This is a genomic window from Winogradskyella psychrotolerans RS-3, assembly GCF_000427335.1.
Classification (GTDB): domain Bacteria; phylum Bacteroidota; class Bacteroidia; order Flavobacteriales; family Flavobacteriaceae; genus Winogradskyella; species Winogradskyella psychrotolerans.
In genome coordinates this window covers 37,785-50,186 of record NZ_ATMR01000117.1, presented here as the reverse complement: position 1 = coordinate 50,186, position 12,402 = coordinate 37,785, and the positions used below count along the sequence as shown (strand labels likewise).

Sequence of the window (12,402 nt, the reverse complement as noted above, 5' to 3'; positions counted from 1 at the left end):
CGAAAGTTAAAAGCTAAGAAAATCGTTTTTTGATTAACATCGCGGGATAGAGCAGTAGGTAGCTCGTCGGGCTCATAACCCGAAGGTCACTGGTTCGAGTCCAGTTCCCGCTACAAGGCGAAAGCCCAGTAAAATCAACGGATTGTGTTCTCACAATCCGTTTTTTTATGTCTACTTTTTCCTTATTTTTGCGTGCAGTACACGATAGAGTACACGATTGCCCAATGAAATTAACCTACTCAGAACCTAAAATTTATACAGGAGGAGTCGATGCCTCCAAATGGTCTTCGCTTAATAAAGCAGAACAGAAAAAAGCGCTTTCTAAGGCTTGGTATATTTATTATTCCTATCGAGACCCTAAAACACATAAATTAAAAAGACAACCTAATATAAAAGGTGGAGCTAATGTTCATGGAACGAAGAAAGAACGCACTATTATCCTTACTCAATTAAAAAAGGCATTGCTGTTTATCTTAGATCGTGGGTATAATCCCTATGATGATAACAAAGACCTGAGTGAAGTTATTTCAGAAATGCTAGAGCAAGGCAACGATTTTTCATTTAAGCCTGTCTCTAAAGTGAATTCCGTCAATAAACCAATCGCTGAGCCAATTTCTCAGGAAGTCAAAACCACAATTCAAGAAGCTTTTGATAAAGCATTGCATATAAAAGTTAATACCCTTAAAGCTAACTCATATTCGCGTTATAAAAGTCGTATTAATCAATTTAGAAAGTGGCTGAAAATAAATAAGATAAAGGAAACACAAGATATTTCGGTTATTAACAAGAAAATTGTTATTGACTTCTTAAATGAAGTGTTGACTAATACAAGTGCTAGAAATAGGAATAACTCTCGTACGGATATTTCTTCACTCTTTCAGGTTCTATATGATAATGAGATTGTAATAGAGAATTTTGTTAAAAAGATAAATATTCTAAAGTCTAATCCAGAAAGAAATAAAACTTATAAATCCTCTGTGGAAGATGACATCTTTACTTATCTTGAAGAGAACGATAAAACCTTATTGCTCTTCGTTCATTTTATTTGTTATGGCTTTTTACGACCTATAGAAATTTGTAGGCTGAAAGTTGGCGATATTGACGTTGCAGATGCCAAAATGTATATACGTGCTAAAAACAAAGCAGTTAAGATTAAAATAATCCCACAGATTTTAATAGATGCTATACCTGATTTGATAGGTAAGGATCATTCTTTAAGCTTATTTACACCAGAGGGAATCGCTGATGAATGGATTATTGAAGATGATAATAAAAGGGATTATTTTACGAAACAATTTAAAAAAGTAAAAGACAAATTAGGTTTAGGAAAGGATCATGGGTTATATAGTTTTAGACATACTTATGTTACTAAATTATACCGTTCACTTCGAGAGGACAAAACTCCCTATGAAGCTAAAAGTGCTTTAATGCAAATTACAGGTCATAATACTATGGATGCTCTTGAAAAGTATTTAAGAGATATTGATGCAGAACTTCCTGAGGATTTTTCAAAATATTTTAAAGAATAGAGGTTATGAATTTTTTTAATATCACAAATAAAGAAGAACTTGAATCGTTTGAGAGTCCTGAGGATTTTCTTGATCTTCTTATTAAAAAAGGAGTTTTCATTTATAGTAACGAAATAGATCTCGATATAAACGAAATTAATATTAAATTGAAGCCTACACGTTTATTCAAACTTGATTTTTTTAATTTCATAATAAAGCACTATGCTTCATATATTAGAAAAGGACTTTTTGATTTTTTCGTTCCATTTGAAAATAAATCTTTTGGAAAAAAAGAGTTAATATACGATTTAGCTTTAGAGGATTTTAATGAAATATTTATAGCTTTGAAACTTAAGAATATTGTGTTAACTAAGGTTGAAAAGACAGCTAACGACATAGATCACCATAGTATAGTTGGACGAATGCCTATGGTGAAGTTTGGTTTAAATGCTATGGCAGAGAATTTTTCTAAAGACGAAAATATTCTTATGGAATATCTTCTTGGGAATATCGAGTTTTTTAATAATGAGCTCATAGTGGTCAATGAGGTTTTAAGTAAAGCCTTTAAACGTTATATTAATCTAAAAATTTTAATAGAATTAAACGATAAATTTAATTTTGAGAAGAGTGAAGATTTTGGGAAAACAGGCTATATTAATGATATTCACGACAAGTTTCGCGACATAACTGCTGACAATACATTATTTCATTATATCTATACTACTATTGATAATCTTACAGACGATGAAAAAGCAAATATTTCTAGTTTATATTGTGCCCTTATTAAAACGAAAAAGATAGATACAAAGCCTAAACGTTTTATGGAATTTATTAAAATAAACTTCCAAATATCAATCTCAAAATTACATAACCCTTATGCTTTTATCAATAAAGCACATGATGGAAGAATGTTAAAATACTCCTCTAAAATATTAGACCTAGACGTCTAAAATTAAGCTTAAATTTTTTTTGAACTGATTCATTCAAATTTGACTTATAAATGTCAAATTTGAACTCCTTTGTGCTCTTCATTGAACTCTAAATTCATAGTTAATTTATTGAATGTTATAATTTTACGTTTGTAAATAAGCCTGTTTTGAATGTCAAACACTCGATTTTGAGAATGACATTCAACAGACGTTAAACTCAAATTTATTATGCGTAAAAAAACAAAAATTATTACTCTTCGAATTTCCGATTTGGATTATGTAGAAATTGAAGCAGCGGCTCAAGAATTAGGTGTATCAATATCAGAATACATCAGAGAGAAATCAGTTCCAAAATATATTCTGCTATAATGGAGATTGTCATAGAAAAATTAGGAAGCTTTTTGGAAGCTTCTAGAGCAGATGAGAAAAAATTAGAACGTCTTAATGAAGAGTCAGGATGCCTTATCGTTAAACGAGCTAATACATGGGTGGATGAAGCTAAAGCTAGACCTATTCCTAAAATGTTGTTCGGAGAGTTTTTGTTCGAAGGTGAAGTTTCAGTGCTTTTTGCAGATACTAATGTAGGAAAATCTATTCTTGCTGTTCAAATTGCTGATAGTATTAGTTCAGGTAAACCTATCAATGGTTTTAGGTTAGAAGTAGGTTCAAAAAAAGTAGCTTATTTAGATTTTGAATTGTCCGATAAACAATTTGAGAAGCGATATTCAGAAAATTATCAAAACCATTATGTGTTTCACGATAATTTTTTACGAGCCGAAATAAATCCAGATCTCGAACTTCCTAAAGAGTTTGATTGTATTGAAGATTATTTAAATCACTCTTTTTCTTCTGTCATAGAGGATCATAAAGCCGAAGTTCTGATTATCGATAATATCACGTTTCTTAAAAGTGATAATGAACGCGCTAAGGATGCTTTATTAATTATGAAGCATCTAAAAAAGATAAATCGTACTTACGGAGTTACCATTATAGTTTTAGCCCACACCCCAAAACGAAACGCCTCTAATCCCATCACCAAAAATGATTTAGCAGGTAGTAAGATGCTTATGAACTTTTGTGATAGTGCTTTTGCAATTGGGGAAAGTGCCTCGGAGCCTGATGTTCGTTATTTAAAACAGATTAAACAACGAAATACTGAAAAAATATATCATGAGAACAACGTGATAATGTGCCGTATTGCTCAGCCAATTAACTTTTTGATGTTTGAGTTTATAGATTATTCCTCAGAGGAAGAACATTTAAGAAAGTTTGACATGCATGGTGTTGACGATAGAAATACTCAGATATTAAAGTTGAAAAATGATGGGCTTTCAAATACTTTAATTGCAAAAGAACTTGGTGTAAGCGAAGGCACAATTAGATATAATTTAAAGAAAATAGCATAGTTTTTTTAATGACTGCAGAAACAGTATATACAGTTAGTCAGTCACTTTCCTCGCAGGAAAGGAGTAGGCTGTATAATATGTTAAAGCAAGATTACAGTATTAAAATACCAAATTTAAAAAGAAAAAGAAAGTAAAATTTTCAGATGAAGATGCATTGCGATTTTTATATGAGAAACTTTTTTAAACAAACGATTCGTAATTCGTAAAGAACGTAAGCTATATAGTGGTTACGAATTTTACGAATTACGATTAAATTTAAAATACATGAGTAATTATAAATATTCTTTAGATAGAACTAGTAAAAAATTTCAATGCCCTAACTGTTCAAAACGAACCTTGGTAAGATATATTGATAATATATCCTTTAATTATTTAGAGCCATATATAGGAAGATGTGATAGGGAATCTAAGTGTGGGTATCACCAAAATCCAAAAGGAAATATGCCTTTAGTTAATATTTCAGAATTCCCAACTAAGATTATTAGACCAAGCTTTCATGATGATAGAGTTATTAAGGACTTTGCTAATAATTATGAGAATAATAATTTTGTAAAATACCTTAAGACTAAGTTTGATAGAGTAGATGTAATCGCAGCTGTTAAACGCTATTTTATTTGTACTTCTAATCATTGGAATGGTGCAACTATTTTTTGGCAAATCGATGAATTAATGAGAATAAAAGCAGGTAAGGTAATGTTATATGAGGCTCACACAGGCAGTAGGGTAAAGCAACCATATTCTCATATAAATTGGATGCATAAAGTGTTAAAAAGCAGTAGTTTTGACTCGGATTGTAGTCAAGGATTGCAATATAAATCAGAAAGTAATACAGATGTAACACACAATTCGGCTTTTGTATTACGGCAATGCTTGTTTGGTTTGCATCTTCTAATCGATAATAGTTATAAAACAATAGCTATTGTAGAAGCAGAAAAAACAGCGGTCATTATGAGCATCTTTATGCCATGTTATATTTGGATGGCTACTGGCTCTAAATCGGGTCTTAAAGAGGATATGTTGAAGCCATTAAAAGGACGAAAAATTCTTGCTTATCCAGATAAGTCTTGTTTTGAAGACTGGAATGCAAAGACAAAAAATCTTGGTAAGAAAGGACTTGATATAGTTTGTGGTAATTTCTTGGAGGGAACGAATTTAAATGATGGGGAGGACTTGGTTGATTATATGTTGTCCGTTTTTGATTTAAATTTTTCTGATTAAAGAAAACTTGTCATCTGTTAAATTAATTTTCCTACAATGTTTTTTGATAAATTCTTCTTTCTTTTTATATCTTTAAAATCCCTTAGAATTATCCCTAGTTGACAATAAAATTATGAACCAATTTGCTTATGTTTGAAACATAGGCTTTATTATGTATGATATTCAACGAAGATTCTAGAGTTAAGATACCATCTATATTACATCTAATCCAATTAGGGTATAAGTATCTGTCATTAAAAACTAATTCATGGGACGAAAGCACAAATATATTTCGATCTGTTTTTGATGAACAAATTCAGAAAATAAATCCAAAGCTATCAGATAAGGACATTCAAAAAATATATGATGATATTTCTATATCCTTAGAAAATGAGGATTTAGGAAGGGCCTTTTATAATAAGCTCATAGACCAATCGGGAATTAAGCTAATTGATTTTGAAAATTTTGATAACAACTCTTTTCATGTTGTTACAGAATTGCCATACAATAAAGATGATGAAAGCTTTAGACCAGATATTATTCTGTTAATAAACGGTATGCCTTTAATTTTTATTGAAGTGAAAAAGCCAAATAACAGAAATGGTGTTCAAGATGAACATAAACGTATGCAAAGACGTTTTCAAAACAAGAAATTCCGTAAGTTTATCAACCTAACACAACTCATGGTGTTTTCTAACAACATGAAATACAGTGATGAAGACACACAAATGCTGGAAGGTGCTTTCTATAGTACCACAAATTATAAAAAACCAGCTTTCAATTACTTTAGAGAAGAAGAAACCTTTGATTTAACAACATTACTAAAACCTCTTTCAGAGGAAGATGAAAACTTTGTTTTAAAGGATACTAATCTACTTAGTATAAAAAGTAATAAAGAATACCAATCTAACAAAAACCCGAACACGGCAACTAATTCTATTGCAACATCTTTATTTCAACGCGAACGTTTAAAATTTATTTTACGTTATGCTTTTGCTTATGTAGAAGAAGAAAATGGACTAGAAAAACATATTATGCGTTATCCTCAACTATTTGCTACAAAAGCCATAGAGAACAAGTTGGAAAACGGTATTAAAAAAGGCATCATTTGGCACACACAAGGTTCTGGAAAAACGGCTTTGGCTTATTTTAATGTAAAACACCTCACGCATTATTTTCAGAAGCATAATATCATTCCAAAGTTTTACTTTATTGTAGATCGTTTGGATTTATTAACCCAGGCAGCAAAGGAGTTTACTGCACGTGGTTTAGTGGTTCATAAAGTAGATTCTAGAGAAGCATTTAGTCGCGACATTAAATCGACAAGCGTTTTACACAACAGTTCTGGAAAAGCAGAAATTACCGTTGTAAATATTCAGAAGTTTAAAGACGATCCTGATGTTATAAAAAATAACGATTACAATTTAAGTGTGCAACGTGTTTTCTTTTTAGACGAAGTACACCGTAGTTATAATCCTAAAGGTAGCTTTTTAGCGAATTTAGAATTGGCAGATAAACATTCCATTAAAATTGGTTTAACAGGTACACCATTACTAGGTTCAGAATATAATTCGAAAACCTTATTTGGCGATTATATTCATAAATATTATTACAATCTATCTATTAAAGATGGTTACACCTTACGATTAATTCGTGAAGAAATTGAAACCAATTACAAACTTGTATTACAAGAAGCACTCGAAAATATAAAAGTATTACAGGGTAATATTGATAAAAAGAAACTCTATGCAGACCATCGCTTTGTAGAACCTATGCTAGACTATATTGTTAAAGATATGGAACAAGCTAGAATTTCTATGGGAGATAATAGTATCGGTGGTATGGTCGTTTGTGATTCTTCTGATCAAGCTAAAATGATGCAAGAGATTTTTCAAAATAAATACGCTGAAAAATCAGAATCTCATTTACTTCAAGCAGCAGAAGAACCTGCTAGTTATGGCAACAAGAAAAAAGAAGAAAGTAAAGTAAACAAAGCACAGGTTATTTTACATGATATTGGCACCAAACAAGACCGAAGAGATTGGGTATCCGATTTTAAAGTTGGTAAGCTCGATTTTCTATTTGTTTACAATATGTTATTGACTGGTTTTGATGCCAAACGATTAAAGAAATTATATATAGGTAGAAAGATAAAATCGCATAACCTACTACAAACACTGACACGTGTAAACAGAACCTACAAAACCCATAAATACGGTTATGTGGTAGATTTTGCAGATATACAGAAAGAGTTTGATAAAACCAATCAAGATTACTTTAATGAGTTGCAAAGTGAGCTGGGTGATGAGATGCAGCATTATTCAAATCTGTTTAAAAAACCTGAAGAAATAAAAGAGGAGATAGAAGAAATTAAGGATGTATTATTCAAATTTGACACGAATAATAAAGAGGTTTTTACTCAACAAATTTCAGAAATAAATGAGCGTACAGAAATTCGTGAAATTGCTAAAGTTTTAAACAATTCAAAAGAACTCTATAACCTCATTCGTTTGTCTGGTAATTTTGAATTGCTCGAAAAATTAGACTTTAGAAAACTATCGGTTTTATCACGATTAACTAACGACAGATTAGCATTAATAAATACCAGAATAGCCTTAGAAAACAATGTCGATACCGATAACATTTTAAACACAGCTCTAGAAGATGTCATTTTTGCTTTTACCAAAGTGAAAGAAGAAGAAATGATATTGGCAGACGAACTGAAAAATACCTTAGGTAAAACAAGAGAAATGTTAGCAGGAAACTTCGACCAGAAAGATCCTACCTTCATTTCTTTACGTGAGGAATTAGAGCGTTTGTTTAAAAAGAAGAATTTAAGCGAAGTCACTAAAGAAGAAATGGAAGCGAACATAAAAGCTTTAAACGAAATCTATGATAAAGCAAAAAAGCTAGAGCGTGAAAACCAGTTGCTAAAAGCGAAATACGATTACGATGCTAAATATGCACGCATACACAAACGTTTAATGGAAAAAGACCCATTAACCGATAGCGAACGCAAATTGTTTGACGCTTTAAAAGGATTAAAGACAGCGGTAGATAAAGAGATTTTACAAAACTCTAAGTTATTAGAAAACGAGAGTTATGTAGAAAAAATGATGATGCGTTTAGTAGTGAGCCAATTTAAAAAAGAACAAAAGATTGACATTAATACCACCGATGTAAGACGGATTAATAGTCTTATCGTAAAAGAATACATGAACGAATACAACGGTTACGTTGCGTAACAACAATAACAACGAACTGTCGTAAAATATGCGATAGTTGAAAATATATGGAGATAAAAAACCAAATAGAAATTTATCAAGCTCAAGATGGCTCTACTCAAATTAATGTACAATTTGAGGAAGAAACGGTTTGGCTTACACAAGCGCAAATGGCTGAACTCTTTAAAAAAGGAAGGACGACCATAACAGAGCATATTAATAATATTTTTAAAGAAGGAGAGTTAACGGAAGATATGGTATGTCGGGATTTCCGACACACCACACAACATGGCGCTATTAAAGGAAAAACACAATCTAAAAACGTTAAATACTATAATTTAGATGTTATCATATCTGTGGGTTATAGAGTAAAGTCAAGACAAGGGACACAATTCCGTATTTGGGCAACTCAAACCTTAAAAGACCATTTAGTTCAAGGGTATACTATTAACCAAAAACGTTTAGAGCAAAAAGAACAAGAAGTAAAGTTACTAAAAGACGGGATTCATATTTTAACCAGAACAGTAAGCAAAGCTATAGAAGAAAAAGCTTCAGATAATATAATATTAGAAACTTTTGCTAAAGGATTAAGTCTTTTAGATGATTATGATCATGAAGAATTAGACGCTAAAGGATTAACGACAACAGAAGCCAATTACCCAAGTTTAGACGATTATCAAGCGATAATTAACCAAATGCTAACTGAGTTTGATTCTGATGTTTTTGGCAAAGAAAAAGATAAAAGCTTCCAGAGTTCTGTGGCGCAAATAGCAAAAGGATTTGGAGACGACGATTTTTACCCAAGCCTAGAAGAAAAGGCAACCATGCTTTTATATTTTGTAGTAAAAAACCACTCATTTGTAGATGGTAACAAGCGTATTGCAGCAGCTTGTTTCTTAAAGTTTCTACAACAAAACAACATGCTTTTTAATAACCAACAACAACCTATTATTAGTAATGATACTTTAGCGAGTTTAACTCTGTTTATTGCTTCTAGCAAACCAGAAGAAATGCAAACGGTAACACGTTTGGTAATTAGTGTATTAAACAGAAACAATAGTAATTAAAAAAAATACAGAATTAAATATAATGACAACAAACCAATTTGAAACCCAAACCAAAGCACTTATAGACGACCTAAAAAGCGTCTGTGCTAATTATGGTTTAGGAAATGACGGAAACGAATTTAAAATAATCACCCAAGTATTTCTATATAAATTCTTAAACGATAAATACGTTTATGAGTTAAAACAATTAGAACCCGATTTAGCAAAAGCCAAAGATTTTAATAAGGCTTTAGAAAAATACTCTAATGATGATTTAGAAATGCTAACCATGCAAATAAGCGAAAACACGGCGCGCATTGCACCCAAAAATTTATTGTCGCGTTTATTCAAACAACAAAACAAAGACAATTTTGCTGATATTTTTGATGAAACCTTAGTAAGTGTAGCCAAAGACAATATCGATATTTTCTCGGTACTCACACAAGGAGGCGAAAAAGTGGTGTTGTTTGAAAACCTAAGTAAATACGTTACCGATAAAAAAGATGACTTCTGCAAGGCCTTAGTAAACAAACTCGTTGGTTTTAGTTTTGAGCATATATTTACGCAGAAATTTGACTTTTTTGCCACTATTTTCGAGTATTTAATTAAAGATTACAATACCAATTCTGGTGGTAAATACGCTGAGTATTTTACACCACACGCTGTAGCCAAAATTATGGCAGCTTGTTTGGTAACTCGAGACGATGTAAACAACGTAACTTGTTACGACCCAAGTGCGGGATCGGGAACCTTGTTAATGAATATTGCACACGCCATTGGCGAAGATAAGTGTACCATTTACTCGCAAGACATCTCGCAAAAATCGTCTGCCTTATTGCGTTTAAACCTTATTTTAAACAATCTGGTGCATTCCATACAAAACATTATACAAGGCAACACCATTTTAAGTCCGTATCACAAACAAGACAACGGCCAATTAGAACAGTTTGATTATATCGTATCCAATCCACCATTTAAGTTAGATTTTAGCGATTACAGCGCAGATTTAGACAGTAAAGCTAATAAAGAACGCTTTTTTGCAGGCATACCAAATATACCTAAAAGCAAGAAAGATTCTATGGCTATTTACTTGCTGTTTATACAACACATAATGCACAGCTTAACAGAGACAGGTAAAGCAGCCATTGTAGTGCCCACAGGTTTTATAACCGCACAATCTGGTATCGATAAAAAAATTAGACAAAAACTAGTCGAAAGTAAAATGCTGGCAGGTGTCGTATCTATGCCATCTAATATTTTTGCAACCACAGGAACCAACGTAAGTATTTTGTTTTTAGATAAAACCAATACTAAAGATGTGGTGTTGGTAGATGCTTCTAATTTAGGAACCAAAGTAAAAGAAGGAAAGAACCAAAAAACAGTTTTAAGCGAAGCCGAAGAACAACAAATTATAGATGTTTTTAATGCGAAAGAAGCCAAAGACGATTTATCTGTTGTGGTAAGCTATGACGATATAAAAGCCAAAAACTACAGCCTAAGTGCAGGACAGTATTTTGAAGTAAAAATTGAATATATAGATATTACTGCGGAAGAGTTTACAACTAAAATGAAAGGTTTTGAAAGTAATTTAGAAAGTTTATTTTCGGAATCTAAAAGTTTGGAAAAAGAGATTCAGAATAATTTAAAAACTTTTAGATATGAAAAATAGTTTTGTATCTACAATAACGAAAACATTAGAACCTTATAAGTTACCTAATAACTGGAAGTGGTTTTTTTGGGAAGACATAATGAAGTCTTATCAACAAGGTATGATTAGAAGTAATAGTCAACTTGGAGAAGGAAATGTTGAATATCTCAAAATGGGAGATATTGATATTAAGGGAACAGTAAATTTAGACGACCTAAAAAGAACAGAAGCAACTTCTAAAGAAATAAAGGAGTTCAAGTTAAATAATGGAGATTTTTTTGATAAATGTGAGGAATAGCCTTTCATTAGTTGGTAAAACGTGTATTGTTGATAATATTGAGGATAGGCAAGTTCTTTATAATCATATGCTTGTCAGAATTGATAATGGCAATTCTGATATGAATTATTTTATAAATGCATTCCTGAATATACCTTCTTCTAAAAAATTACTTGATAGAATTAAAGAAGGAACTACTACGGTAATTGCTCTTTACCAAAGAGAGCTAAATAAACTACCGATTGCTTTACCTGATGATCTATTATTTAATAGTGTAGTTGACATTTATAAAAAAATAAGGAATAAAATAGAAGTCAACAACAAAATAAACCAAGAGTTAGAAGCGATGGCTAAAACACTTTACGATTATTGGTTTGTACAGTTCGATTTTCCTGATGCCAATGGTAAACCTTATAAATCGTCTGGTGGTAAAATGGTTTTTAATGAAGCTTTGAAACGTGAGATTCCTGAGGGTTGGGAAAGTGGTTTAGTTAAAGAACTTTTTCAATTTAATCCAACGTTATCGATAAAAAAAGGAAATGTAAGTAGTTATATAGATATGAATGCTTTACCTGTAAATGGTTTTATGACGAAACCATTACAGAAAAAGGCATTTGGTGGTGGAATGAAGTTTCAAAATGATGATGTTGTAATTGCTAGAATTACACCTTGTTTGGAAAATGGAAAAACTGCCTTAATATCTCTTTTAGATGATGAGGAAATAGGTTTTGGTTCTACTGAATTTATTGTTTTAAGAGGAATTGGTTTAAAACTGAAAAGTTTCGCTTGTTGTCTTTCTAGATCTGAAAAATTCAGGAAACATTCAATTTCAAAAATGACAGGAACTTCTGGTAGAAAAAGAGTAAAGGCTGATGCTTTAGCAAATTATAAAATGCCTATTCCGCCAAAAGAAATACTTGAGAATTTTGAAAATGCAACTGCTGTTTTTTTTGATAAGATGACAGCTAATACAAAGCAAAACCAAAAACTCTCAGAGCTTAGAGATTGGTTATTGCCTATGTTAATGAATGGGCAGGTGCGCGTAGCGCATTCTCATGTAGATGGGAATCTTGGTGAGGTAGAGCAGGAGTTGGGTATGGTTGCGGAGGATGATGTTAAATATGGTAAGGTATGAGGTTAACGACCTTAAAATGGGGGATATTATAT

The 12,402-nt window shown here is 31.7% G+C and carries 10 protein-coding genes and 1 tRNA gene; all 11 read left to right on the top strand.

Annotated elements, in window-relative coordinates; all coding sequences use genetic code 11:
- The first annotated feature begins 40 nt into the window (after positions 1 to 40).
- The 11 genes from ADIWIN_RS11635 (at position 41) to ADIWIN_RS11590 (ending at position 12,370) form a co-directional block, all read left to right on the top strand.
- A tRNA-Met gene (locus ADIWIN_RS11635) sits at positions 41 to 113 on the top strand.
- A 54-nt stretch (positions 114 to 167) separates the two neighbouring features.
- On the top strand, positions 168 to 1,529 hold the full coding sequence (locus ADIWIN_RS11630) for a tyrosine-type recombinase/integrase (RefSeq protein WP_040757178.1): 1,362 nt from the start codon (positions 168 to 170) through the stop codon (positions 1,527 to 1,529).
- A gap of 5 nt (positions 1,530 to 1,534) precedes the next feature.
- The gene (locus tag ADIWIN_RS11625; protein ID WP_020896461.1) at positions 1,535 to 2,458 is read left to right on the top strand and encodes a hypothetical protein; all 924 of its coding nucleotides are present in this window, start codon (positions 1,535 to 1,537) and stop codon (positions 2,456 to 2,458) included.
- 207 nt (positions 2,459 to 2,665) lie between these two features.
- On the top strand, positions 2,666 to 2,806 hold the full coding sequence (locus ADIWIN_RS20540) for a plasmid mobilization protein (protein ID WP_020896460.1): 141 nt from the start codon (positions 2,666 to 2,668) through the stop codon (positions 2,804 to 2,806).
- Positions 2,806 to 3,843, top strand: a complete 1,038-nt coding sequence (locus tag ADIWIN_RS11620; protein ID WP_020896459.1) for an ATP-binding protein — start codon at positions 2,806 to 2,808, stop codon at positions 3,841 to 3,843. The genes ADIWIN_RS20540 and ADIWIN_RS11620 overlap by 1 nt, the downstream gene beginning before the upstream one ends.
- Positions 3,844 to 4,107: 264 nt before the next feature.
- Positions 4,108 to 5,061: a DUF6371 domain-containing protein gene (locus ADIWIN_RS11615; protein ID WP_020896458.1), complete on the top strand. Its 954-nt coding sequence runs from the start codon at positions 4,108 to 4,110 to the stop codon at positions 5,059 to 5,061.
- Between the two features lie 155 nt (positions 5,062 to 5,216).
- Positions 5,217 to 8,285 (top strand): type I restriction endonuclease subunit R, encoded by a 3,069-nt coding sequence (locus ADIWIN_RS11610; protein ID WP_020896457.1) that lies wholly within the window; start codon positions 5,217 to 5,219, stop codon positions 8,283 to 8,285.
- A 47-nt stretch (positions 8,286 to 8,332) separates the two neighbouring features.
- Complete coding sequence (locus ADIWIN_RS11605) at positions 8,333 to 9,331, top strand: virulence RhuM family protein/type II toxin-antitoxin system death-on-curing family toxin (protein WP_020896456.1); 999 nt, start codon at positions 8,333 to 8,335, stop codon at positions 9,329 to 9,331.
- 22 nt (positions 9,332 to 9,353) lie between these two features.
- On the top strand, positions 9,354 to 10,979 hold the full coding sequence (locus tag ADIWIN_RS11600) for an HsdM family class I SAM-dependent methyltransferase (protein ID WP_020896455.1): 1,626 nt from the start codon (positions 9,354 to 9,356) through the stop codon (positions 10,977 to 10,979).
- A complete protein-coding gene (locus tag ADIWIN_RS11595; protein WP_020896454.1) occupies positions 10,969 to 11,256 on the top strand; it encodes a restriction endonuclease subunit S domain-containing protein in 288 nt (95 codons plus the stop codon). Before ADIWIN_RS11600 ends, ADIWIN_RS11595 begins: the two co-directional genes overlap by 11 nt.
- A 67-nt stretch (positions 11,257 to 11,323) precedes the next feature.
- The gene (locus tag ADIWIN_RS11590) at positions 11,324 to 12,370 is read left to right on the top strand and encodes a restriction endonuclease subunit S (protein ID WP_020896453.1); all 1,047 of its coding nucleotides are present in this window, start codon (positions 11,324 to 11,326) and stop codon (positions 12,368 to 12,370) included.
- The last annotated feature ends 32 nt before the right edge of the window (positions 12,371 to 12,402 follow it).

Excerpts from the sequence above, each read along its gene's own strand:
- ADIWIN_RS11590 (WP_020896453.1), top strand. The coding sequence starts at position 11,324 with ATGCTTGTCAGAATTGATAATGGCAATTCTGATATGAATTATTTTATA.
- ADIWIN_RS11610 (WP_020896457.1), top strand. The coding sequence starts at position 5,217 with ATGATATTCAACGAAGATTCTAGAGTTAAGATACCATCTATATTACAT.
- ADIWIN_RS11600 (WP_020896455.1), top strand. The coding sequence starts at position 9,354 with ATGACAACAAACCAATTTGAAACCCAAACCAAAGCACTTATAGACGAC.
- ADIWIN_RS11620 (WP_020896459.1), top strand. The coding sequence starts at position 2,806 with ATGGAGATTGTCATAGAAAAATTAGGAAGCTTTTTGGAAGCTTCTAGA.
- ADIWIN_RS11595 (WP_020896454.1), top strand. The coding sequence starts at position 10,969 with ATGAAAAATAGTTTTGTATCTACAATAACGAAAACATTAGAACCTTAT.
- ADIWIN_RS11615 (WP_020896458.1), top strand. The coding sequence starts at position 4,108 with ATGAGTAATTATAAATATTCTTTAGATAGAACTAGTAAAAAATTTCAA.
- ADIWIN_RS11630 (WP_040757178.1), top strand. The coding sequence starts at position 168 with ATGTCTACTTTTTCCTTATTTTTGCGTGCAGTACACGATAGAGTACAC.
- ADIWIN_RS11605 (WP_020896456.1), top strand. The coding sequence starts at position 8,333 with ATGGAGATAAAAAACCAAATAGAAATTTATCAAGCTCAAGATGGCTCT.
- ADIWIN_RS20540 (WP_020896460.1), top strand. The coding sequence starts at position 2,666 with ATGCGTAAAAAAACAAAAATTATTACTCTTCGAATTTCCGATTTGGAT.
- ADIWIN_RS11625 (WP_020896461.1), top strand. The coding sequence starts at position 1,535 with ATGAATTTTTTTAATATCACAAATAAAGAAGAACTTGAATCGTTTGAG.